Raw genomic sequence first — 25,019 nt, forward strand, 5'->3', positions numbered from 1 at the left:
AGTGACAATAAAAGATATTTTACAACAATATAAGGAACACAAAGGAGTCTTATCGTTTACAAAAGCACTTCAGGGAGCCAAGCCTAGAATCCAATTAAAGGGATTGATAGGATCAGCCGACGCCATAACGGCGGTCTCGAGTTATCAGCTGCAGGAACGACCTTTTATTTTCGTATTACCCGATTATGAGGAAGCAGCGTTCTTTTTGAGTGATTTAGAGGGCCTCCTGGATAAGCAGGTTCTTTTTTTCCCCTCCTCTTATCGGAAACCCTTTGATTTTACTCAAGCGGATAGTGCGCATGTATTGCAGCGAGCAGAAACCCTCAGTACGCTGAATCACGCTTCGGAATTGCCAAAGATGATCGTGACCTATCCGGAAGCGCTAGCAGAAAAAGTAATTAACCGGACTGAACTAAGTAAAAATACACTTGAAATATCCATTAATGCAAAGTTGGATATCGATTTTATCAATGAATTTTTGATAGAGTACGACTTTGAGCGAGTGGATTTTGTGTACGAACCGGGACAATTTGCAATTAGGGGAGGGATTGTTGATATTTTTTCATTCTCAAATGATTTACCCTATCGCATTGAGTTCTTTGGCAACCTTGTGGAAAGTATACGCACATTCGATACAGAGAATCAACTTTCTGTTAATAAGATTCATACGGTAACAATTGTTCCAAATGTGCAGGCGAAGTTTCTAACAGAGAACAATATTTCTTTACTGGAATATATCGATAGTGACGCCGTCATCTGGATTAAAGATGTCCAATTTACCCTTGACATTGTGCAATCTGGATACAAAAATGCCAGCAAACTTTGGTCCGCTTTATCGGCCCAGGACAAAGAACATAACCCCGAATGGATCGATCCTAAATTCAGCTTCACGGATGAAAAGATGCTTGCGAACCTGTTACAGGATTTTCCGGTAGTTGAGTTCGGTAAGCAATTTTTCTACGATGCTGATCATCAAATTCAATTTAATCAGCGACCTCAACCCTCTTTCAACAAAGATTTTGGACTACTTATTCACAATATAAAGGAAAATGAGGAGAAGAAAATCACCAATTGTATTTTTAGTGACTCTCCGAAACAGATCGAAAGGTTGTTTGCCATTTTAGATGATCTGGATAAAACGGTCAAATTTATTCCCATAAGTATTGCCTTACGTGAAGGATTTAGCGATGAAGAGCTCAAACTAGCTTGCTATACGGACCATCAAATTTTTGATCGCTATTATAAATATAAACATAAAAAAGGCTATGCCCGGTCACAAGCGATTACTTTAAAAGAACTTCGTGACCTTAAACCCGGCGATTATATTACTCATATTGATCACGGGATAGGTAAATATGCGGGCTTGGAAAAAGTAGAAGTTAATGGCAAAATGCAGGAAATGATTCGCCTGGTTTACGCCGACAACGATCTGCTATATGTTAATATAAACTCCTTAAATCGGATTAGCAAGTATACGGGTAAAGATGGTACTGTTCCTAAAATGAATAAATTAGGAACCGATACTTGGGATAAGCTAAAAAGAACCACTAAAAAAAAAGTTAAAGATATTGCCCGCGATCTGATTAAGCTATATGCTCAACGGAAAGCGCAAACGGGGAATGCTTTCAGCCCGGACACTTATTTGCAAACGGAATTGGAAGCCTCCTTTATTTATGAGGATACACCAGACCAAGAAAAGGCGACCAACGATGTAAAAAAAGATATGGAGGCACCGCATCCGATGGATCGGCTCGTATGTGGTGATGTCGGTTTTGGAAAAACAGAGGTAGCTGTACGGGCTGCTTTTAAGGCAGTCGCTGATAGTAAGCAGGTGGCGGTGTTGGTTCCTACAACAATTTTGGCATTACAACATCACAGGACCTTTTCCGAACGGTTAAAGGGATTTCCTTGTAATATTGACTATATCAACCGGTTTAAAACGAGCAAAGAAATAAAGGACACGTTGAAGCGACTCGCCGAGGGTGAAATTGATATTGTGATCGGAACGCATCGCCTGGTAAGCAAAGATGTGAAATTCAAGGATCTCGGACTATTGATTATTGATGAAGAACAGAAATTTGGTGTAGGTGTTAAAGAGAAGCTTAAGCAATTGCGTGTTAATGTTGATACGCTGACGCTTACTGCTACGCCGATTCCTCGGACACTTCATTTTTCGTTGATGGGAGCAAGAGATTTAAGCATCATAAGCACTCCTCCGCCAAATCGTCAACCTGTACAAACGGAATTGCATGTATTTAATGAAAAACTGATACAAGAGGCGGTGGCCTATGAAATTAATAGAGGCGGGCAGGTCTTCTTTATCCACAATCGGGTGCAGGATCTTCGCCAATTGGGAGCTTTGATCACTAAGCTGGTGCCAAATGCAAGATGTGGTGTTGCCCATGGGCAATTGGAAGGTGATGCCTTAGAGGATGTCATGCTCAAATTTATTAATCATGAGTTTGATGTGTTGGTGGCCACAACGATTATTGAGGCGGGTTTGGATATTCCGAACGCAAATACCATTATTATTAACCATGCGCATATGTTCGGCCTAAGCGATTTACATCAAATGCGAGGGAGAGTGGGTCGATCCAACAAAAAGGCTTTTTGTTATTTATTGTCTCCTCCCCTTTCGACCCTTACACCCGAGGCACGTAAACGTTTGAGCGCCATTGAAGAATTTAGTGAACTGGGAAGTGGGTTCAATGTAGCGATGAGGGATTTGGACATTCGTGGAAGCGGAAATCTATTAGGTGCAGAACAAAGTGGTTTTATCGCAGAAATAGGCTTTGAAATGTACCATAAGATTTTGGACGAAGCTATCCAAGAATTGAAAGACGATGAATTTGAAGGGTTGTTTAAGGAGGAAAAGGCTAGAGTATATGTTAATTTTACGCAAATAGACACGGATTTAGAGGTATACATTCCAGATTCTTATGTAACCAATGTAGGTGAACGTTATAATCTATACAATCAAATGGCTTCGTTAAAGACCGAAAATGAAATCGAGTCTTTCGAGCAGGATTTGGCCGATCGTTTCGGGCCGGTACCATTGCCGGTAAAGGAGTTGCTAAATACGCTTCGTTTACAATGGCTTGGTAAAGAAATAGGTTTTGAGAAGATATCCTACAAAAAGAACGTGCTTCGGGGGTACTTCATTAGCAATAAAAAATCTCCGTATTTTGAAAGTGAACGATTTGGAAAGGTTTTGCAGTTTGTTCAGCAAAATCCATCGGTTTGTAACCTAAAAGAAGTAAAAGGAAGTTTGCGTATCGGATTTGACAGAATTCAAAGCGTGGATGAAGCTGTTATGCTTCTTCAGGAATTAGCCCGTTAAGCGTATGGAATCTGATAGAGAAATATTAAAAGAGCTCGTTGTCTATAAAATGCCTTATGGAAAATATAAGGATTGGCCTATAAGCCGTTTGCCCGAGCACTACCTTGTTTGGCTCCGAAATCAGGGCTTTCCTAAGGGAAAATTGGGTGTTCTACTTGCTACAATGTATGAAATCAAATTAAATGGCTTAGAGCATTTACTTTCTCCGCTCGAAAACAAGCGCTTCAACAAATGAGCTATCGAATTGTTATCCCTTAAAGATTAAGGCTTATGATTCAGTTAAAAATTATCTTAGGAAGTACAAGAAATGGCAGAAAAGGGCATGCTGTTGCCCATTGGGTATATGAAACAGCAAAGAAATATACAATGTTTGATACGGAATTGATAGACCTAAAGAAAGTCAATCTGCCTTTTATGGATGAGCCGGTACATCCTCGAATGCAGCAATACACCCATCAACATACCAAAGATTGGAGCTCAAAGATCGGCGCTGCTGATGCTTTTATATTTGTCACACCGGAATACAATTATGGTATGCCCGCCCCTTTAAAGAATGCACTGGATTTCCTCTTTAATGAGTGGGCCTATAAACCGGTCGCCATGGTAGGGTATGGAGGTATAGCCGGAGGGACACGAGCGATTCAGCAGCTTAAGCAAGTTACCAATGCACTACAAATGTTCCCTTTCGATGGATTGCTACTCGCAAATTTTTCCAAACAGCTTAATGAGGAGGAATCGTTTGCTGCCACTGAAGCGAACGAAAAAGCAGCGGAAGCGATGCTCGTTAAACTTGAAAAGTTACATTACGCCCTGAAGGAGTTGCGATGATGAGCTTACTCTTTATCTAAGGCTTGATGAAGAAACAGCTTGAAGTCATACATAGCTTCCGCAAAATTCAATAAACGAGTAATGGATCGCCCATCATCCTCGGAGAGATCGGCATCACTTAAGGTGCTGCTAGCGGTGAAGCTCTTTAGTTTAAGAAATTCAATATCCGGGTGGTCAGCATCATAGCCTGCCGGAACTTTTTTGAGTTTATCTTCGTTATTTAAAATACAGAACTTAGTGAACTTGGGGGCGTTGATGATCTGTCTAAACTGGGTGCCGTTGTAATCAATTTCCTGTCTGATTGCCGCCAAATGTTCTTTCTCCGGACGCCAATAGCCACCGGCAATAAATGAATTTCCCGGTTGTATATGGAGGTAGTACTCCGGGCCATTCAGCTTTCTTCCGGCAACAGATATACCGGCACCGAACCAATTTTTATAGGGAGTCTTATCTTTGCTAAAGCGTGTATCCCGATATATCCTAAAAAGGCATTTTGAAACGGGAATATCCTCGCTAATATAACGGTCTATTTTCGATAGCGCGTGGATGAATTCGGCAACAAAATCTTTAACATTTTGATGTGCTAAATCATAGTCAGATTTGTGCTCCTGAAACCACTCTCTATTATTATTTTGTTGTAAGCTCGTTAGAAACGTGAATGTGGATGGGAAAATATGCATTATAAAAATAACTTTTGCTACGGGGTAAAGCCCCGTAGCAAAGATAATTAATTACCAAAACAATAAGTATAGTGCGGCAACAACGCCTGTTATTAACAAAGAACCTATCGCAAATCCTGGATGGACGCGGAACATTTTTGTGTCCACTTCCAAACCTTTTGGCTTAACACCACGGTTATTTTCGATGATGCTTATTATAAGCATCGCCGCTATACAGATAATGAAAACAAAGCCCATACGGTCAAGGAATGGTATTTCATAAATACCTTCTGCATTTTTGACGGCAAAACCGGATGGAGCCAAGAAAGATAGATCCATGACGTTCGGCAAAAATTTAAAAATGACAGAAAGAATGAATCCGCCGACAGTTGCAAACATTGCAGCAGAGGATGTTGCTTTTTTCCAGAAAAAACCTAAGATGAACATCGCGAAAATTCCAGGAGACACGAAACCGGTATATTCTTGAATATACTGAAAGCCACCCTTTTTATCTATCCCTAAGTATGGTGAAATGACGATGGCTAATAGCATGGAAACGATAATGGTTGTTTTTCCCACATTAACCAGATTTTTTTCAGAAGCCTCTTTGTTGAAAATCTTTTTGTAAACATCCAATGAAAAGATGGTAGCAATACTGTTGGCTTTTCCGGCTAAAGAAGCAACTACTGCTGCTGTCAAGGCGGCAAAAGACAATCCTTTTAAACCGGTTGGTAAAAGATTCAGCAGTACAGGATAAGCGTGATCAGGATTTACACTTCCATCCTGAAGCATTTCTTCCTGAAAATAACCTTCTTTATAAAGTATATAAGCCGCAATTCCAGGCAGTACTACAATAACCGGCATTAACAGCTTTAGTCCTGCCGCAAATAGCAAACCTCCCCTAGCGGTTTTGAGGTCCGCACCCAAGGCCCGTTGGGTAATGTATTGATTACAGCCCCAATAATTCAAGTTTACGATCCAAAGACCGCCTATGAGCACCGAAAGTCCGGGTAAATCGAGGTAGTTTTCATTGTCTTTGCCGAATATCATTTCAAAGTGGTCGGGAGCTTTATCATACATAAGTCCCAAACCGTTTAATGCTCCATGTACGCCAAAATGGTCGGCTACCAAATTGAGTGCGATATAGGTTGTCGCCAGTCCGCCGAGAATCAAAAAGAACACTTGGATTACATCCGTAAACCCAATGACTTTCATACCGCCCAGTGTAATGATAATAGCGAAAATAGCGAGCGCGAAAATGCACACGGTGAAATTGATGCCTGATATACTGGATACGGCCAACGCGCCTAGATACAGAATTGAAGTAAGGTTAACAACAACATAGAGCAGCAACCAGAATATGGCCATGACGATACTTACGGTACTATTGTAGCGCTGATTTAAAAATTGAGGCATGGTGTATATCTTATTTTTAAGATATACCGGGATAAAGAAAATACCGACGATAATCAGTGTGATCGCGGCCATCCATTCATAAGCAGCGATCGCCAGGCCCATTTTGAAGCCCGAACCACTCATTCCGATGAACTGCTCTGCAGAAATATTGGAAGCAATTAGCGAAGCGCCGATTGCCCACCAAGTTAAAGAACCCTCAGCAAGGAAATAGTCTTTGGAATCTGCAGTGAGTGATTTCTTTTTTTGATATACCCAGTAGCCGTATAAAGCTACGATCAAAAAATAGAATAAAAAAACGAAGTAGTCAGTAGTGTGTAAGGTTTTCATTGGGCTTGTTTTATGGTGTTTTTATTTTTGCACATGAAATCGATAAATTGTTTGTGATCGGAATGGCTGCTTTGCCTTTAGTAAGGGTGATGGGAATTGTGCTTGGTTCGGTGCATCAGGAAAGTGTTGTGTCTCGAAGCAGAACGCGTGTTGCTTGGCATAGTGGTTTCCTGATTTTCCTTTGTCCTTTCCTGTGAGCGCATTTCCCGTATAAAATTGTATCCCGGGTTCGGTAGTAAGCACTTCGAGCATAATCCCACTCTTTTCAGAAAAGGCAGAAGCTGCGACTTTTTTACCGTCTTTGTTTGCTTCGTTTAGAACGAAGGTATGGTCATATCCCCCACCTCCCTTTTGGATTTGTTCATCCTCGCTTGATATGCCCAAGGATATACGCTTCGGTTTACGGAAATCAAAAGCTGAATCGCTTACCGGTCGGAGCTCTCCCAAAGGGATTTGAACCTCGTTAATGGGAAGGAACGTTTCGGCTGCGATTTCAACAACATGATCAACGATGGATCCCGAACCTTCGCCATCCAGATTGAAATAGGCGTGATTTGTAAGGTTAATAATAGTGTCTTTATCGCTATTTGCTCGATAATTTATTTGGAGCTCGTTTTCATCTGTCAATAGATAATCTACGGACACGGTTAGTGTTCCCGGAAAACCTTCTTCACCGTCAGGAGAAGTATAATAGAAGGTCACCTGATTGGGATTGTTAATTCTTCGATCCCATATTTTTGTGTGAAAACCATTTTTCCCACCATGTAGCGCATTAGGGCCGTTATTTGGTTCAATTTTATAGGGTATTCCGCCAAGTTCAAATGTACCGTTGCTTATCCGGTTGGCGTATCGCCCAATAGTAGCCCCATGATATAATTCATCCGCATGGAGATAATCCAAGATGTTGTTAAAGCCCAAAACAACATCTACCGAACTTCCGGTCTTATCGGGAACAATCATACTTACTATTCGCGCGCCATAGTTTGTAAGCGCCACCTGCATTCCTCTGTTATTTTTTAGTATGATCAGCGCGCTACTCTTATCGTCTCCTTTTGTTTTGAAATCTTTAAGTAGTGGAAGCTTATACCTGGCCATACGATGCTTGTGTTAAATCAACGATACTCGTTCCGGAATTTATTTCAGCAATATAATACGGAATCTCTATTCCTGTTTGTTCTTTATAAGCAGCAGCAACTTGTTGAGCCACTTCCTCCGCTTTATCAGCTTTCACAAGATTAATCGTGCAACCGCCAAAGCCCCCACCCATCATACGGGCTCCTAGCACATACTGATTGCCCTTTACTAACTGCACCAATAAATCAAGTTCCTTGCAACTCACTTCATACTGTTTCTCCAAGCCTTCATGCGTTTCAAACATACGTTGCCCGAAAGCTTTAAAATCGTCTTTTTTCAAATCCTCACAAGCTAGCTGTAAACGTGCAATCTCTGCGACCACGTAGCTACACCTTCGATATACAATTTCGTCAACGGGTTTTACATATTTGAGAAGCATCTCTTCCGTAGCGTGCCGCAAACTGGTAACTGAGGGGTGATGCCGACTGATCAACCGAACGCCCTCTTCGCATTGTTCGCGGCGTTCGTTGTAGGCAGAGGAAGCTAACGAGTGTTTAACCTGCGTATCGAGCAGCAATATTTTTATGTCGCTTGTCTTAAAAGGAATATACTCGTATGAGTAATCTGCACAATCTAATTTCACAAGGTGCTGTTCTTTTCCGAATACACTCGCAAACTGATCCATTAAGCCGCAATTTACACCGACAAACTGATTTTCAGCAGCTTGAGACAGAAGTGCGATATCCAGCTTACTTATGTGGAACTCAAAAAGCGTGCTTAGAGCAAAAGCGGTAGCGCATTCCAAGGCAGCGGATGACGATAAGCCTGCTCCTTGCGGAATATCTCCGGAGAAAGCAATATCGAATCCTTCATTAATGGCGTAATTATTTAATTGCAATTGTTCAATGACGCCGAGAATATAATCCGGCCAAAGTTTGTCAGTCTTTTTTATAGCATCAACGGTGGTTTCAAAAGAATCGGATAGATCTATGGCATAAAGACGAACTTTATCCGTGTTATTTTTAGCAATAGCTAAGTATACATTTTTATTAATTGCCGCCGGAAGAACGAGCCCTTCGTTATAATCGGTATGCTCTCCAATGAGGTTTACTCGGCCCGGTGAGCGGACGATTAATGGATTCTGACTAAATTTTTCGATAAATAGTTTCTTTAGGTTAGCCGCTTTAATCATGCTTTTGTTTATAAGGAATTAATTTGTAAATGTATTGGATGAAATATTAAAAAGCAAATGGATTGTGTTAAAAATACACTATTTGATAATCGCGAAAACAGAAAGACCAAACGAAATACCTGAAATAATCGAAGATATAGCTTCTGATAACATGCGTTTTTGTCGGTATTTTAATTTTTTGTCGTTGATTGTCAGTCATTTATAATTTAGTATGTCTTTAACAAGCTACTATGTATTGCATAATACCTACCAAAACATATATCTTTGTTATATGATAGTAGAAAATACGCAAACCCAAATGAGGAAAGGAATACTGGAATACTGTATTCTGTCAATTATTTCCCGAGGGGAAATATACGCCTCAGATATCATCAATGAGCTCAAGGCGGCTCGCTTATTGGTGGTAGAGGGTACACTATATCCTCTGTTAACCAGATTGAAGAATAACGAGCTGTTAAGCTATATCTGGAAAGAGTCCAGCTCGGGTCCGCCAAGAAAGTATTATCAAATAACCGAAGCCGGCCAAGAAGTGCTTAAAGCTTTAGATGAAACTTGGAACGAGCTTGTGTTTGCAGTAAAAACATCCACTGCACCTAGAAATACAGAAGAAAACAGCGATGTGAACCTTTAATAAATGATTAACCATGAATAAAACAATAATAATAAATATAAACGGCATCGTTTTTCACATTGAAGAAGATGCTTACGATGCTTTGCGGTCATACATGATCGATGTGAAAAAGCATTTTGCTTATACGGAAGACAGCAAGGAAATTGTAGGAGATATTGAAAACAGAATTGCGGAGATGTTCAACGAACGGATTGTTCCGGGAAAGAAAGAAGTTATTACGATGCAGGATGTGGAAGAAGTTTGTGCACAGATGGGAAAAGTGAGCGACTTTGAAAGTGATAATGCCGGTGATTCTTATGATTATTCGCGGCAATCGTATTATGGGTCAGGCTACTCAGGAACACGCAAATTATTTAGAGATCCCGATGATAAAGTATTTGGGGGCGTATGTTCCGGGTTGGGGCATTACCTCGATATCGAAACATTATGGGTTCGGCTTGTAATGGTACTCTTGTTTGTTTTTGCCGGAACGGGCTTCCTTTTATACATTATACTTTGGATTGTTGTACCCATTGCAAAAACCCGGGCCGACCGTATGGCGATGCGTGGGGAAGCACCGAATTTGCAAAACTTCAAAAAGAATTTTGAAGAGGAAATGGAGGGCCTCCGCGGAAATTTTACTATGGCCGGGGAAAGAATCAAACCCGGCCTAAATAAGGCGGCAGACTCGTTGGAGGGTGCTGCGAATTTTATTGCAAAAGCATTCATTGTATTCTTAAAAGTTATCGGCGCTCTTATCATTTTCGGGTTAAGCGCAGGAATTGTTGCGTTGCTTGTTTGCCTAATTCTGGCAATACCAGATTGGAACGGAGATGGCTTCGGGGGGTTATATGACCCGGATTTCCCCTTGTATCTTGTTCCTGAATCTTATAAGGGTATTGTCATTGTGGCCGCTTTCTTCAGTTTGGCGATCCCTCTGTTGGCACTTATTATACTAGCCATCCGTATTGTATTTAATAGGCGAATAGCGGGTAGTTATGTAGGATTCGGACTCCTGGTACTATGGCTCGTAGCCGCCGGTACGCTCACCTATTATACGATTCAAACAGCACAAGATTTCAGAGAGGATGCTTCCATTGTTCAGGAGCGCTTACTAGCCCCTTTCCCTGCATATTATGTGGATGTAAACGATGTCAACGTCATTAAAAAGGTTGATTCCAGCGGGAATCGACTGGACTCTTTGGGTACTATTATAAAATCCAATCGAAAAAGAGGTAAATTCCGAAATATGAATTCGGTCGATATTAAAATAATAAAGGGAGAGACGAACAGTCCGGCAAAACTCGTTCAAGAGTTTCACGCCCGAGGGAAAAACTTTGATCTAGCAGCGAAGCGAGCAGAACGAATCATTTATAATGTGAATCAGCAGGAACAGCATATCGTATTTGATAATAACTCCACCTTGCCACAAGGTGAACTAATGCGCGACCAGCGAGTAAGTATTAAAATGCTGTTACCTGTGGGCGCAAAATTATTTTTAAGTAATGAAGCCGATAACCACATTAGAAATTTGCCGGTTTGGCAATGTAGAGAAAATTTTCCCGAGGAAAATAGAGCATCTTATACAGAATGGATTATGACGGAAGAAGGGTTGAAATGCATAGCAGAGATGAAAAAGGAAGAAGAACATCAAGCAGATTCAGTCCATATTGAAAATTAATCAGATAGCCAACTTAAGTGAAAAAGCCTCATAAGGCGAGTCATTATTCTCAATATTATAATATGTAAATTAGTCGCAAAAATCATTTTTTATGGAGATTGCAACACTTTATAGGCTTTTTCAAGAATGTCAAAAAATATCAACGGATACGAGAAATATTCTTCCCGGGTCCATTTTCTTTGCATTGAGAGGGGCTACATTTAACGGTAATCAATTTGCTGAAAAAGCGCTGGAATTAGGTGCAAGATTAGCGATCGTTGATGAGCCGGTACCCATTGTTGACGAACGCATCGAAGTGGTTTCGAATGTTCTGGAAACACTGCAAAATTTAGCGAGGTATCACCGGGATCAACTGCAGATACCTGTTATAGGGGTCACCGGTACTAACGGAAAGACGACTACTAAAGAGCTTCTACAATCGGTGTTGTCGCAGAAGTTTAACGTTTATGCTACAAAAGGTAATTTGAATAATCATATAGGTGTACCGTTGAGTGTGCTGGCTATTGATTCAGCTATTGAGCTTGCCATTATAGAGATGGGTGCTAACCATATTGGCGAAATCGCTTTTTTATGTGGGATAGCGAGACCGGAGCTCGGACTGATTACAAATGTTGGGAAGGCGCATTTAGAAGGTTTTGGAAGTTTTGAGGGGGTGAAACAGGCTAAAGGCGAGTTATATGAGTGGCTGGAAGAACATAAAGGGGTTCTGTTTTTACAAGGAGATAATAATCATTTGTTATCAATGGCCAACAATAAAACCTTCAAGCAAATCATAACCTATGGTTTAGACAAATCGAACAATATTAGTGGCGAATTGCTTTCCGTTAATCCCGTTTTAAATTTAGGTTGGAGCAGTATTAAGGCATATGGTTACGATCGTCAGGTGGTACCTACGCATTTAACGGGCTCCTATAACCTGGAAAATGTATTAGCTGCCGTAGCGGTAGGTTTATATTTTGGATTGAACCCCGAGGAAATTAACCGAGGCATTACAGCGTACAGCCCTACAAATAATCGTTCTCAGATCACGCAGACTGAAAAGAATACCGTTATTTGCGATTACTATAATGCCAATGCAAGTAGTATGTGGGCGGCTCTGGATAATTTGGAAAGTATTCATGCGGAGAAAAAGGTATCGATTTTGGGTGATATGTTTGAGTTGGGAGAAGAAGCACCGACAGAACATCGTCGTTTGATCGAACGTATACGTGGCATGAAGCTTTATCGAAAAATTTTTGTGGGTAGAAACTTTTTCGGACAAAGGCAAGAAGAACATGATATAGAATATTACGAATCGCTCGATGCGGCTAAGCAGGCTTTACAGGAGAAACCACTTGAAAATACGACGGTTCTTCTAAAGGCATCTAGAGGAATGGCTTTTGAAGGCTTGCTTCAATATCTATAATTTAAAAGGGAGTTATGAGGAAGATTAATCATTTTTTTTGGTTTTGTAGTGGGGCGCACATACCTACCTTATTGAAAACTCCCTCAGAGCACAACAAATATGCCGGTATTGGAGCAACGATTTTTTTTACCGGTTTGTTTGCCGCTATCGCCGGTAGTTATGCGCTGTATTTTGTTTTTAGCGGAAGCACTTATGCCTTACTCGCTTCCATTTCCTTTGGTCTCATTTGGGGAACGGCTATTTTTAATATGGACCGCTACATCGTTTCAACAATTAATAAAATGTCGACACCCTTTAAACAGTTTCTCCAAGCAGCACCTCGTTTAGTTTTGGCGATATTGATTGGGATTGTGATTTCCAGGCCTTTGGAGCTAAAAATATTTGATAAGGAAATAAGAGAACAGCTTAAGATAAATTATCTAAATGGACAAAAACAACGGATCGATCAATTAAATGGCTCCTTTGATCGTAAATACAATAGCGATATTGCTAAATTAGAAGGACTAAAATCGGAACTTGATTCCCTTTCGAAAACGATTAAGCACGATCGTCAAAGTTTAAATTTTGAAATATTTGGAAGTAAAACAGCTGAGACTTCGGGTATGATGGGCTATGGCCCTTACGCCAAAAGAAAGGAGGAGGCGTTAAAGGAAAGAGAGAGACGAGAAGAGGATTTACGTTCACAGATAAGCGTTCAGGAGCGCTTTATAAAAGAAAGGAGGCAGATCGATGGCCTGCTTGACGAAAAGCTAATGACATCCAAGGAGTTGGATAGCATCGTGAAACTAGCTGGTTTTGCTGATAGGAATGAAGCCCTCGGACAGTTAAAATACAGTGATGCAGGGAAGACGAATGCGAGTAATTACTGGGCGATAACATTCATTGGATTATTATTCATCTTTTTTGAATGCTTGCCCGTATTGGTTAAGCTGATGAGTGGCAAAGGTCCCTACGACGCTTTGATTAACGATGAGGAATTTTTGGTTATTTATCGGTCAGAGCAAGACAGAACTACTGAAGTAACCGTTCTTGATCAAGTTCAACCTGCCAAAGTAAGTGCGGGGATAAAGAAAATAAGAAGTGAGCTTGAAGGTATTACAGGATAATGCTCATTATTTAATGCTTTCATGCATTAAATAATGAGCGTTTATTATCTTATTTGATTTCAGTGACTTTAATCATATTCGTTCTTCCTTTTTCGCTGATCGGAATAGAGGCGGTGTTGACTACGAGGTCGCCTGAAGAGATCAGCCCGGCTTCTTTAAGCTGAGAATTTACATCTGCTATAGAAGAATCGGTACTTTCTTCCCCATCATAGTAAAATCCTTTTACACCCCAAAGTAAGCTAAGTGTATTAAGAAGCGATTTGTTTCCGGTAAAAATATGGATGTCTGAATCCGGTCTGTGGCTGGAGATTTCAAAGGCCGTGTAGCCGGATGAGGTCATTGCTACAATCGCTTTTGCTTTTACCTGTTGAGCGAGGTAAACCGACGATGCACAAATTGAATCCGGAATGGAGGTAGATGGATTATGCCCGGGCTTGCGTGGTGAAAAATAAGGATAAGCCGTGCCCTCTACGTTTTTGATAATCTTTGTCATCGTTTCGATTACAATTTCAGGAAACTCACCTACAGATGTCTCTCCGCTAAGCATAACGGCGTCAGCTCCATCCAAAACAGAGTTAGCAACATCATTAACCTCTGCTCGGGTAGGTCTAGGCGTAGTGATCATGCTTTCCAACATTTGCGTGGCAATAATCACTGGTTTAGAAGCATCGCGGCATTTCTGAACAATCATTTTCTGCAATAGAGGGACTTGTTCCATCGGGATTTCGACACCTAAGTCCCCTCTTGCAACCATAACCCCGTCCGTAGCGGCAATGATACTGTCGATATTTTCGATCGCTTCCGGCTTTTCAATTTTTGCAATGACCCGCGCTGTTTTGCCCCTCTCCGCAATTATTTTTTTGCATTGTAGAATGTCTTCGGCGGTACGAACGAAAGACATACCGATCCATTCAACATCATAGTTCAATACGAAATGAAGGTTATCTAAGTCTTCTTCCGTTAAACTGGGGATAGAAACTTTTGTATTAGGAAGGTTAACGCCCTTTCTGGACGTCAGTACACCGCCGTGTACCACCTCACAGGTAACCGAGTCGACACTATTGGTCTTTAACACCCGAAGCTGAATTTTTCCGTCATCTAACAAGATGATTTCTCCTTCAGTAACGTCTTTTGGAAATTCTTGATAGGTAATATAGATCTCTTCTTCATTTCCTATCATTTCTTTAGTAGTAATGCGAAGCTGTTTTCCATTTAATAAAATGGCTCCGCCTTCTTTCATTTTTCCTATACGTATTTTAGGGCCCTGTAGGTCGGCCAAGATTCCGATATTCAAATTGTTTTCGGCGTTAATCTCCTTTATCGTATTAATAACCTTGAGGTGATCTTCTTGGCTACCATGCGAAAAGTTTAAACGACAGACATCTACACCTTTTTCAATTAAGCTGCTTAATATTTCTTTTGGCGATGAAGCGGGGCCTAAAGTGGCCACAATTTTAGTTCTCTTATGAACTTTTTTCATTTTATTGCTAGTTTTTAATGGCGTTGAACATACTATAAGCCCTTGGTTTACCGGAAATATAGTTGTTCTTTATGGTTGTTAATTCTATTATTCTGTTAATTACCTTTTCCCCCCTCGGGAAAAAGTCGTTGTTTTTATTCACAATAGTGTAAAAGTTACACGGGCAAAGGTAAGAAAATCATTCTCAAGCTAAAATACTAAATTTTCTCTCGATTTCAATTTATGTGGATCTATTTCGGATGCTACAACTACCTCTTTTAAATTATTTATCTGATCGATCTGCCACTCCAGCAGCTCATCATCGATGGCATTTTTTATCAATAAGAAAAAATCCGTGACTTTCATCTCCGGAATGAGTACCCCCCCCTCGAGACCTTTATTATTTAAAAGGTAGTAGGAAATTTCATTATTGCTGTCTTCATAGTAGTATCTTCCGAAATAAAAGGAATGTTGATTGTCTTGCCAAATTTCATGATCGTCTATTTTGTGTAGGTCCAATCCTGTAACTTTATTAATATAATAGCATAGCCGATAATCCTTTAAAGGGCAAGTTATGGCCACCAAATTGAAGTCGATATCCAATTCGTATTTTAATGTCAGCTTATTCAATGTTTCTAAAACTTTGGTGCAAACTTAGATAAATTGCTATTCTATTGCAATTGACATACTTAACACAAAACAAAAAATCATTTGTTATTAAGGACACTTGGCACAACAAGTGTTTAAGGGAAGTAATTTTCTGCCTTAAGTTGAACAAATTGCCTATGGTAAAATGTCTTTGAGAATAAAGTAATTAGGCCTAAAACTTAAAAAGGTTTGATTTTTGCTGAATTTTATTTTTCTTTGCACTGATTTATTAAACATTAAACCATAAAAATCATGTCTGATATCGCTTCAAGAGTTAAAGCAATTATCGTTGAGAAATTAGGTGTTGACGAAAATGAAGTTACACCAGAGGCTTCATTCACCAATGATTTAGGTGCTGATTCATTAGACACCGTAGAGTTGATCATGGAGTTTGAAAAGGAATTCAACGTAGCTATCCCTGACGACCAAGCTGAAACCATCAGCACTGTTGGACAAGCTGTAGCTTACTTAGAGAAAAACGTTAACTAACTAAAAATTAGGCCAATCGAATAAATGGAGCTTAAAAGAGTAGTAGTAACAGGATTAGGTGCGCTTACTCCTATTGGTAATACTGTTTCTGAATATTGGAATGGTTTGATCAACGGGGTAAGCGGAGCTGCTCCTATTACGCATTTTGATGCAGAGAAATTCAAGACAAGATTTGCGTGTGAAGTAAAAGGCTTCGATCCTACTCAATTTATGGATCGGAAGGAGGCTCGTAAGTTAGATCCATTTGTTCATTATGCCCTTGCCTCTACAGAAGAGGCTGTACGGGATGCCGGGTTAGAGTTTGACAAGTTAAATACAAATCGTATCGGTGTAATTTGGGGATCGGGAATTGGCGGATTGAAAACCTTTTTAGACGAAGTAAGTAACTTTGCTAAAGGCGACGGGACACCTAGATACAACCCCTTTTTTATACCCAAAATGATATTGGATATATGTCCTGGGCATATATCCATGAAGTATGGACTGCATGGGTTGAACTTTTCAACCGTTTCAGCTTGTGCTTCATCGACACACGCACTGATAGATTCCCTCAATTATATCCGGACAGGATATGCCGACGTTATTATTAGTGGCGGGTCAGAGGCCATTATCAACGAAGCGGGTATAGGAGGCTTTAACGCAATGCATGCACTTTCAACACGTAACGATGACCCTGCTACCGCGTCGCGACCTTTCGATAATGATCGGGATGGTTTTGTGGCCGGCGAGGGATCGGGAACGATTATCCTTGAAAGTTTGGAACATGCAAAAGCACGTGGAGCAAAGATTTACGCGGAGTTGATCGGTGGAGGCATGAGTGCGGATGCGCACCATATTACTGCGTCCCACCCGGAAGGTCTCGGTGCGCGGCTAGCGATGACCAATGCCATAAAAGATGCCCGTATTTCTAATGAACATATCGACTATATTAACGTGCACGGTACTTCAACACCGGTAGGAGATATAAGTGAATCGAAGGCCATTCTTGATCATTTTGGAGCTCATGCCTATGAGCTTAACATTAGCTCAACCAAATCTATGACAGGTCACCTGTTAGGTGCGGCTGGGGCGGTAGAATCAATCGCTTCCATTTTGGCCATCCGAAATGGTATCATACCTCCAACGATTAATCATTTCACCGATGATCCCAACTTAGATAGCAGACTTAACTTTACGTTTAATAAACCGCAAAGTCGAACAGTCAACTATGCTTTAAGTAATACATTTGGTTTTGGTGGGCATAACGCCTCCGTTATATTCAAGAAGTACGAAGAATAATGTGTTTCTGCCTTGAGAAACGTATCTTTTCGAAAGCTTCGCTGAATCATATCTATGGAATTCTGAAAATTTTCCAAATGAATAATGTCTATTTTTAGCATTTATAAGCTCTACCTCTCGTCCAAACGAAAATACGTTCGGGCACTAAAAAATTTACTCGGATTTATACCGGGAAATTTATACCTCTACCAAATGGCCTTTCGTCATAAATCGGTTGCGGTACAGGTAAAGAAAGGAACAAAAAATAGCAATGAGCGGCTGGAGTTTTTAGGAGATGCTATTCTAGGCGCAGTTGTCGCCGAGCTTTTGTTTAAAATGTACCCTTATAAAGATGAGGGCTTTTTAACGGAGATGCGTTCAAAGATTGTTAGTAGAGTTCATCTTAACCAATTAGCCAGAAAGCTGGGTTTCGATGAACTCATACAATACGATTCGAAAATGGTAGGATATCCCGGGAAATCGAGCTCTTTATTGGGCGATGCCTTTGAGGCTCTCATTGGAGCAGTCTACCTTGACAAGGGATACATGTTTACCCGTAATTTTCTTCTCAGCCGCATTATAAAGCCTCACGTAGACATTCACCTGTTAGAGCAAACCGAAACAAATTTTAAGAGCCGATTAATTGAATGGTGTCAGTCCACGGGGAACGAAGTGTTGTTTGAAGTAGCGAATAATGCAGAAGGAGAGAGCGCTAAATTATTTACGGTAGAAGCTATTATTTCCGGGGAAGTCAGGGGGACGGGGCGCGACTATAATAAGAAAAATGCCGAAAAGTTGGCTGCGGAAAAAGCCTGCGAAGCCTTAGGCATCATTTAGCGACGTAAAGGTTAGGTCGTTGCCTACTAGTATCCATATTTATCTTTCCATAGTTTCCGTAGATGCTCCCTTAGCTTTTGTTCTGAAGGGTTTTTTCCCGGATCATACAATTGTTGACCTGTTATTTCTTTAGGCATAAATTCTTGTTCAACAAAATTTCCATCGTATGCGTGTGCATACTTGTACTCCTTTCCATAATTTAAATTCTTCATCAGTTTAGTAGGTGCGTTTCTTAAATGTAAAGGAACCGATAAATCGCCCGTTTGTTTAACAAGCGCCTGTGCTTTGTTAATCGCTTCATAAGCAGCGTTGCTTTTGACTGATGAGGCCATGTAGGTTACCGTTTGCGAAAGAATGATTCTTGATTCAGGCCATCCGATTACATTTACAGCCTGAAAACAGTTATTTGCAAGCAACAGGGCATTTGGGTTTGCGTTGCCGATATCTTCGGAGGCCAGAATAAGCAATCGTCTAGCAATAAAGGATGGGTCTTCCCCTCCTTCAATCATCCGTGCCAGCCAGTATACTGCGGCGTTCGGATCACTTCCTCGGATCGATTTGATAAAGGCGGAAATAATGTCGTAATGCTGCTCACCGGCTTTGTCGTAGAGCGCCATGTTCTGTTGAACCTGTTTGAGCACGAATTCGTTATTAATATGATGGTTGCCTTCAGGAAGAGCATTGCTAACCAGTTCCAATACGTTAAGTAGCTTCCGGGCATCTCCCCCTGAAATTCGGAGAAGAGCCTCATGTTCATCAATAATGATTTTTTTTTCTTTTAGGACCGGATCATTAGCGAGGGCTTTTTGTAAAAGTGTTACAAGGTCACTTTCGTCTAATGGTTTCAACGTATATACCTGACAACGGGATAGTAATGCTGATATAACTTCAAAAGATGGGTTTTCTGTTGTTGCTCCAATTAAGGTAACCAGTCCCCGTTCAACAGCACTTAACAGAGAGTCCTGTTGGGATTTTGAAAAACGATGAATTTCATCGATAAATAAAATGGGTTGATCCTGAAACATGGCCTTACTTAAGTTCGCTTGTTCAATGACTTCCCTAACATCTTTAACCCCGGCATTTATTGCACTGAGGTTAAAAAACGGGCGATTTAAACGCTTCGAAATGATATAAGCTAAGGTCGTCTTTCCCACCCCGGGAGGTCCCCATAAAATCATAGATGGAAGATTGTTACTTTCAATGGATCTTCTTAAAACAGCATCCGGGCCCAATAGATGATATTGACCAACATAATCATTTATATTTTCAGGGCGCATGCGCTCAGCCAAAGGAGGAGTTGTTGCCATCTTTTTTAGCAAACCTACTATTATTTTTATCTAAAAGCAATACCAACATTGCGACAAAGAAGTCGAAAAAATAGGTTATGTCTTGGATATCATAAAATTGCAAATCAAATCAATTTTATATAAGTTTGTATAATAGGAAATAAATAAAAACGGCGTACGTGCAAAAGATACTTAAATATACATTGGTTTCTTGCCTATTAATGGGTTTCTCACCGGGGGTAAAAGGCAAGTTATCCAAAAGAAGAAGTGATAGGGGGATTGTGCCAGACACAGTATCCGTAAAAGATTTCTCAGGAATTGGCCCTGTTTTATATGAACTTCCACCCGAAAAGACCAAGGAGCAATTGCTGAAAGAAGAGTTTGACAAAAAGCGCATGGCTGCGGTCTTCGTTACAAAAGGGTTGGAAGAAAGAGGCCTCAGCGCTGTTTTGCAGCAGACCGGGCAGTATTATCCTTTACCCACGCATACAAGTATAAATAGAGCCGATCTACAGAATTCTCTCCAACGTTCTTTACAGTCCTATTTGCAAATTGGAAATATGGAAATGGTATCAGATCTGCAAAACCGGCTGGCGCTCTTATATGTAGAAGACAGGGGCTATGAACAAGCTATTGGTAGCTTTGAACGAGCCTTTGCTATAAAGGGAGAGATTAACGACTTCCATGCACAAGCTATTATTGCAAATAATTTAGGGGCCTTATATGAGTTTCTGGACAATACCGATAAAGCCCTGCTCTATTATGAGCTAATGAGTAAAGCTGCATTAAAGGCAAACAGTACACATAACATGGCGATAGCCTTAGAGCATTTAGCACTTTTGAAGGCTAGAAAAGGACAATTTAAAGAAGCACAGCATGATATCATTAAACGAGTTTTGCCTTTGTACAAAAAAGAGAAAAACACCAGCGGTCGTGTGAGTGCTTATAATAGTTTGGCTGCCATTTATTTGTTGGAAAAAAAATATACCGAATCCAGGTGGTTCCACCTTCAGGCTGTAAAAGTTGCTTCGTTGGCAAGTAATGGTCAGCGTGATTTGTCGTATAGCTTATACCATCTTGGTAAAGTAAAGAAATTACTGAAGGAGTATGATCTAGCCATCACCGATTATACTTCTGCAGCCGCTTATGCTTTACAGGCAGGTGATGAGATGTTGAGCTTACGTATATATGATGATCTAGGGGATGTGTATTTGCAGACAAAAAATTATACAAAAGCCTCTGAATATTTAACAGCTTATCACCATATCAAAAATCGGTTATTTCCCACTAGCGATGTAAAGGCCACGGTATCAAAAACAAAAGAAGATACCATGACAGTAATGCAGAATACTTCCATGTAACAAGCCCTCCGACAAAGTATAGCATCGCATAAATGTAAAATTTATATGATTTACAAAAGAAATAGTTTTATACTATATTGCTGTGTGGTTTTTGGTTCTTTTTTTGATAATTTTAAAGCCTTGAGGACAGCGTTGTCCAAGAGAGTATTACGTATAAATAATGGATATTAAATCGTTCCAAGAGATGTTGAAAAAATTGTTTTTGGCGTTGTTTATTGCTGCAGCAGTTGCTTGTAGTGCTAACCCGCGCGTTAAATTGGATGAAGGTTCAGGAGCTCTGCGGCCCAATGCCAAACAAGAAATTATAACCAAAGATTTAGTCGCCCTGCTTGAAAAGGCGCATTACAAAAAAGTTCCTTTTGATGACTCTCTGTCATCCGTCGTTTTTGATCTGTATTTGAAAAATCTGGATCAAGGGAAAAATTATTTTCTCCAATCGGATATTGACAGTTTTGAACCTTATCGTAAAGTCTTGTTAAATGATTTAAAGAATGGTGATCTAAGTGCCATGTTTCATGTTTACAATGTTTACAGAAAGCGCTTTAATGAGCAATTAAAATACGCCATTTCCCAGATAGACAAGAAATATGATTTTACTAAAGAGGAGTCTTTCGTTTACGATCGAGAGAAACTTGCTTGGTTCAAAACCGAGGCCGAGGCTCAGGAGAGCTGGCGGAAAAGAATAAAATACGATCTTTTAAATCTGAAATTGAGTAGTACCGGAAAAGAAGGCGAGGAGACAAAAAATAAAAAAACGCTAAAAGAACGGTACCAAAATTTGCTTTCACAGGAAAACACGTCTAATAATTATGATGCGTTTCAAATTATGATGAATGCTTTTACGGGCGCTATTGACCCTCATACCAATTACTTCACTCCGGAAGATGCGCAGCGCTTTAACGAGAGTATGGCCCGTTCGTTTGAAGGAATAGGCGCGCAGTTAATGATGGATAATGAAGTCGTAAAGGTAATGCGTATAGTGCCTGGCGGCCCTGCCTTTCGCGATAAAACCCTAAAGCAAGATGATCGGATTATTGCTGTGGCCCAAGGTGACGGTGAATTTGTAGACGTAGTTGGTTGGCGGCTTGGTAATGTAGTCTCTAAAATAAAGGGGCCTAAAGGAACAACGGTTCGATTGAAAGTAATTCCCGCCGGCCAAGAACTTACTTCTGCTCCAAAAATAATATCCTTAGTGAGAGATAAGATTGTAGATGAAGAGCAATCAGCAAAGAAAGAAGTGAAAGAGGTTAAGGGCGCTGATGGAAAAACGTATAAAATAGGAGTCATAAAAGTTCCGGGATTCTACTTGAATTTTAAAGAAATGCAAGCTGGAAATCCTGATTATAAGAGTACAACAAGAGATGTACGGCGGATATTAGATACCTTAAAACAAGAAAAGGTCGATGCGGTTTTAATGGATCTGAGGGCGAATGGTGGAGGGTCTTTAATTGAAGCCGTAGAATTGACCGGACTTTTTATTAAATCAGGGCCGGTTGTGCAAGTTCGAGACCCGAACAATCGCGTGGAAATTAACAACGACGAGGATGAAAGCATAAGCTGGGAAGGGCCGCTAGGCGTTTTAATCGACCGATTCAGCGCTTCAGCCTCTGAAATTTTTGCTGCCGCAATCCAGGATTATGGACGTGGAATTATTATTGGGACCCAGTCTTACGGAAAAGGGACTGTGCAAAGTGCGGTAGCCATGGATCAATTTATTAGCCGTGCCGATAGGTTGTTATTGAGTGCCAGAGATAAAACGAATGAAGCTTCCAATGTTGATGAAAGCATGCCTCAAGGTGCCCCGAAATTCGGACAAATAAATTTTACAACATTCAAATTTTATCGAATAAATGGAAGCAGCACTCAACATAAGGGAGTCACGCCTGATATAGAATTTCCTATGATTTATGCAGCAGATAAATTTGGAGAAAGTTCAGAAAAAGCAGCTCTTCCCTGGGACCAAATTAAATCTTCTTCTTATAACCCTTATGCCGATTTAAGTGCGATCAAACCCGCCCTGATAAAGAAGCATAACGAACGGATGAAGACGTCTACAGAATATAAATATCTTTTAGACGATATCGAAGCGTTCAATAAGCGTGAAGGAGAGACTTCTGTATCCTTGCAGGAAACGAAGTTAAAGAAGGAAAGAGAAGATCAAGATGCAAAAAATAGAGATCGTGTAAACGCTCGCCGGCAACTAAAAGGCTTACCGGCCATAGCAAAAGGACAAGCGCTTCCACGGATGGATAACGATTTCATCGAAGATGAAAGTTTAGACATCATGGCCGATTTCATAGAATTGAAACCTGCTGTTCATAATCAAGTGGCTGCTTCGGCAAAGTAGTTTTTTGGTTCGAACACATCGGACTCATAGCCATAGCCACTGCAAGTGGCTATGGCTTTTTATAGCATGTAGCAACCGTTCATTTAATTACGACAAACATATGTCTACTGAAAAGATAATTCTGGATAATATAAAATATAGACGAAGTGTTTTTCCTGTAAGTTATATCGATCAAGATATTCCTGATGAAATTATAAAGGAACTTCTGACATATGCTAATTATGCACCAAGTCATAAGCTCACCCAACCGTGGTTTTTTACGGTATTTAAAGGGCAAGGGCTCCAAGCGCTTGCTGATAAGATGGCCGAATTATATCGAGTGCAAACGAAAGAAGAGCAGTTTTTGATAAAGAAGTTTGATAATATCAAGGAAAAAATTCTAAAATCTGCGGCGGTAATTGCAATTAACATAGCTTATAGTGGAATCGTTCCGCGTTGGGAGGAAATAGCGGCTGTCGGGTGTGCGACGCAAAATCTTTGGCTTGCAGCAAAAGCGAAAGGCATAGGTGGATACTGGAGTACGCCGGGTACCTTGAGTGGGATGAGCGATTTTCTGCAACTCAGTCAAAATGAGGAATGTTTGGGACTTTTTTATCTAGGATATCATCATGAAAAAGAAGCAGAAGGCCAACGAAAACCTGTCGAAGAAAAAATTCGATGGATAAAAAGTTAATTATGTAAGGGAGTACAGCTAATTATCGCTCGCTCGACTCTTATTTCCTTGCGTAATTTGGTTGATAAAATTTGCCCAGGCTAAGGGACTAAACAATGCGTTGGAATTGCGTTGATTGACAGTCTTATTGGTTAAACCGATATGCCTGCTGGTCGCGTCTAAATTTTGTATTTCGGTTGCGTTTCTTGGAACTACCTTAGACATCGCTACCAATGACTCATAAGAAAGGTTTCTTTGAGCGATTAGATAATCGTCATCGGCGATCTGCAAATTCATGAATGCGTAGTTAAATTCATCTATACTGGCCCATGGATAAACGGTGACGACGGGCAAATCGATGATTTGCGCCTTCATTGTTAAATTGACCGTCACTTTGTTAGTGGTGGTTTTAGGAATCACTAATTGCTCGGAACGATATCCTACAGCGCTGAGTTTTATCGTGTCCCCTTCATGGGCTACAAAAGAAAAGAAACCCTGATGATTTGCGTTAAACAGCTGCTTTTGATAAGAGAGATTTGTCAATGTTACATAGGGCACAGCGATATTTGAATCCGCATTATGTATAACTCCGCTAAACTGTACCAGCTTCTTTTCGGTATGTTGTTGGGCAAATGCCAAGGTAGACACACTTAAAATAAGCAAGCAGGTTACAAAAACGATTTTTTTCATAATGCAATAAAACTACCAAAACTCAGCAAAAGCTCCTGTTAAATAATGTTAAAAGGATTTGCGTCAATTAGTTAACACGCTGGGGCATGGTAGCATTCGGGTCATTTGGATCGGTAATGTTAATTGCTTCTACTGCGGTAATTTCGGGAACAGCTTTTTGAATGGCCTGTTCCAGACCCGCTTTAAAAGTCATAATACTCATTGAACAAGACGCACACGATCCTAGCAGGCGCAAGCGAACGACATTCTCTGACGTAATTTCTTCTATGGTTACATTACCACCATCCGCCTCGAGATAAGGCCTTAGGGTGTTTAGTGCTTCTTCTACTCTCTCCTGTAAGCTCATAACCTTTGT

At 40.4% G+C, this 25,019-nt stretch carries 22 protein-coding genes; 13 read left to right on the plus strand and 9 right to left on the minus strand.

Annotation, left to right across the window (positions count from 1 at the left end; translation table 11 throughout):
- Position 1 precedes the first annotated feature (1 nt).
- Genes mfd through ACH11B_RS07040 form a run of 3 tightly spaced genes read left to right on the plus strand, consistent with a single transcriptional unit; the run spans position 2 to position 4,168 of the window.
- Positions 2–3,340, plus strand: a complete 3,339-nt coding sequence (gene mfd, locus ACH11B_RS07030; RefSeq protein ID WP_130854603.1) for a transcription-repair coupling factor — start codon at positions 2–4, stop codon at positions 3,338–3,340.
- A gap of 4 nt (positions 3,341–3,344) precedes the next feature.
- The gene (locus ACH11B_RS07035) at positions 3,345–3,575 is read left to right on the plus strand and encodes a DUF3820 family protein (protein ID WP_013664635.1); all 231 of its coding nucleotides are present in this window, start codon (positions 3,345–3,347) and stop codon (positions 3,573–3,575) included.
- Positions 3,576–3,610: 35 nt separating this feature from the next.
- On the plus strand, positions 3,611–4,168 hold the full coding sequence (locus tag ACH11B_RS07040) for an NADPH-dependent FMN reductase (protein ID WP_377613151.1): 558 nt from the start codon (positions 3,611–3,613) through the stop codon (positions 4,166–4,168).
- Positions 4,169–4,173: 5 nt separating this feature from the next.
- Here the strand turns inward: ACH11B_RS07040 and ACH11B_RS07045 are convergent, their stop codons facing one another.
- The 4 genes from ACH11B_RS07045 to galK are packed head-to-tail and all read right to left on the minus strand — an operon-like array spanning position 4,174 to position 8,836.
- Complete coding sequence (locus ACH11B_RS07045) at positions 4,174–4,848, minus strand: DUF2461 domain-containing protein (RefSeq protein ID WP_377613152.1); 675 nt, start codon at positions 4,846–4,848, stop codon at positions 4,174–4,176.
- A gap of 51 nt (positions 4,849–4,899) precedes the next feature.
- Positions 4,900–6,570 (minus strand): sodium/sugar symporter, encoded by a 1,671-nt coding sequence (locus tag ACH11B_RS07050; protein ID WP_013664638.1) that lies wholly within the window; start codon positions 6,568–6,570, stop codon positions 4,900–4,902.
- 21 nt (positions 6,571–6,591) lie between these two features.
- A complete protein-coding gene (locus ACH11B_RS07055) occupies positions 6,592–7,665 on the minus strand; it encodes an aldose epimerase family protein (RefSeq protein WP_130854600.1) in 1,074 nt (357 codons plus the stop codon).
- Positions 7,652–8,836 (minus strand): galactokinase, encoded by a 1,185-nt coding sequence (galK, locus tag ACH11B_RS07060; RefSeq protein WP_130854599.1) that lies wholly within the window; start codon positions 8,834–8,836, stop codon positions 7,652–7,654. The genes ACH11B_RS07055 and galK overlap by 14 nt, the downstream gene beginning before the upstream one ends.
- Positions 8,837–9,107: 271 nt before the next feature.
- Here galK and ACH11B_RS07065 point away from each other — a divergent pair, with 271 nt between their 5' ends.
- The 4 genes from ACH11B_RS07065 (at position 9,108) to ACH11B_RS07080 (ending at position 13,638) form a co-directional block, all read left to right on the plus strand.
- Complete coding sequence (locus ACH11B_RS07065; protein ID WP_013664641.1) at positions 9,108–9,467, plus strand: PadR family transcriptional regulator; 360 nt, start codon at positions 9,108–9,110, stop codon at positions 9,465–9,467.
- Positions 9,468–9,480: 13 nt separating this feature from the next.
- The gene (locus ACH11B_RS07070) at positions 9,481–11,127 is read left to right on the plus strand and encodes a PspC domain-containing protein (RefSeq protein ID WP_377613153.1); all 1,647 of its coding nucleotides are present in this window, start codon (positions 9,481–9,483) and stop codon (positions 11,125–11,127) included.
- Positions 11,128–11,218: 91 nt separating this feature from the next.
- Positions 11,219–12,532, plus strand: a complete 1,314-nt coding sequence (gene murF / locus ACH11B_RS07075) for a UDP-N-acetylmuramoyl-tripeptide--D-alanyl-D-alanine ligase (protein ID WP_377613154.1) — start codon at positions 11,219–11,221, stop codon at positions 12,530–12,532.
- A gap of 14 nt (positions 12,533–12,546) precedes the next feature.
- Complete coding sequence (locus ACH11B_RS07080) at positions 12,547–13,638, plus strand: DUF4407 domain-containing protein (protein ID WP_377613155.1); 1,092 nt, start codon at positions 12,547–12,549, stop codon at positions 13,636–13,638.
- A gap of 49 nt (positions 13,639–13,687) precedes the next feature.
- Here ACH11B_RS07080 and pyk read toward each other — a convergent pair whose 3' ends face one another.
- Together pyk and ACH11B_RS07090 are read right to left on the minus strand one after the other, a co-directional pair.
- The gene (pyk, locus tag ACH11B_RS07085; protein ID WP_013664645.1) at positions 13,688–15,118 is read right to left on the minus strand and encodes a pyruvate kinase; all 1,431 of its coding nucleotides are present in this window, start codon (positions 15,116–15,118) and stop codon (positions 13,688–13,690) included.
- A gap of 189 nt (positions 15,119–15,307) precedes the next feature.
- The gene (locus ACH11B_RS07090; RefSeq protein ID WP_041387154.1) at positions 15,308–15,727 is read right to left on the minus strand and encodes an IPExxxVDY family protein; all 420 of its coding nucleotides are present in this window, start codon (positions 15,725–15,727) and stop codon (positions 15,308–15,310) included.
- Between the two features lie 270 nt (positions 15,728–15,997).
- On the opposite strand from ACH11B_RS07090, the gene ACH11B_RS07095 reads away from it, so the two are divergent.
- From ACH11B_RS07095 to rnc, 3 genes are all read left to right on the plus strand, one after another.
- On the plus strand, positions 15,998–16,234 hold the full coding sequence (locus ACH11B_RS07095) for an acyl carrier protein (RefSeq protein ID WP_013664647.1): 237 nt from the start codon (positions 15,998–16,000) through the stop codon (positions 16,232–16,234).
- A 24-nt stretch (positions 16,235–16,258) separates the two neighbouring features.
- Positions 16,259–17,512, plus strand: coding sequence for a beta-ketoacyl-ACP synthase II (fabF, locus tag ACH11B_RS07100; protein ID WP_013664648.1), 1,254 nt, complete (start codon positions 16,259–16,261; stop codon positions 17,510–17,512).
- An 84-nt stretch (positions 17,513–17,596) separates the two neighbouring features.
- Complete coding sequence (rnc, locus tag ACH11B_RS07105) at positions 17,597–18,328, plus strand: ribonuclease III (protein WP_013664649.1); 732 nt, start codon at positions 17,597–17,599, stop codon at positions 18,326–18,328.
- A gap of 26 nt (positions 18,329–18,354) precedes the next feature.
- Here the strand turns inward: rnc and ACH11B_RS07110 are convergent, their stop codons facing one another.
- Positions 18,355–19,635 (minus strand): replication-associated recombination protein A, encoded by a 1,281-nt coding sequence (locus ACH11B_RS07110; RefSeq protein WP_377613156.1) that lies wholly within the window; start codon positions 19,633–19,635, stop codon positions 18,355–18,357.
- Positions 19,636–19,793: 158 nt separating this feature from the next.
- Between ACH11B_RS07110 and ACH11B_RS07115 the strand changes: the two genes are divergently transcribed.
- From ACH11B_RS07115 to ACH11B_RS07125, 3 genes are all read left to right on the plus strand, one after another.
- The gene (locus ACH11B_RS07115) at positions 19,794–20,975 is read left to right on the plus strand and encodes a tetratricopeptide repeat protein (protein WP_013664651.1); all 1,182 of its coding nucleotides are present in this window, start codon (positions 19,794–19,796) and stop codon (positions 20,973–20,975) included.
- Positions 20,976–21,135: 160 nt separating this feature from the next.
- Positions 21,136–23,322, plus strand: coding sequence for a carboxy terminal-processing peptidase (locus tag ACH11B_RS07120; protein ID WP_049794960.1), 2,187 nt, complete (start codon positions 21,136–21,138; stop codon positions 23,320–23,322).
- A gap of 100 nt (positions 23,323–23,422) precedes the next feature.
- Entirely contained in the window at positions 23,423–23,995 is a 573-nt protein-coding gene (locus tag ACH11B_RS07125) for a nitroreductase (protein WP_130854594.1), read from the plus strand.
- A gap of 18 nt (positions 23,996–24,013) precedes the next feature.
- Here ACH11B_RS07125 and ACH11B_RS07130 read toward each other — a convergent pair whose 3' ends face one another.
- Both ACH11B_RS07130 and ACH11B_RS07135 read right to left on the minus strand, forming a co-directional pair.
- Entirely contained in the window at positions 24,014–24,664 is a 651-nt protein-coding gene (locus ACH11B_RS07130; protein WP_013664654.1) for a hypothetical protein, read from the minus strand.
- Between the two features lie 67 nt (positions 24,665–24,731).
- Positions 24,732–25,010 carry a NifU family protein gene (locus ACH11B_RS07135; protein WP_013664655.1) on the minus strand — a complete coding sequence of 93 codons (279 nt, stop codon included), beginning with the start codon at positions 25,008–25,010 and terminating at the stop codon, positions 24,732–24,734.
- Positions 25,011–25,019 lie beyond the last annotated feature (9 nt).

Origin of the sequence: Olivibacter sp. EAT-5 (assembly GCF_044784325.1) — a bacterium.
Classification (GTDB): Bacteria; Bacteroidota; Bacteroidia; order Sphingobacteriales; family Sphingobacteriaceae; genus Olivibacter; species Olivibacter oleidegradans.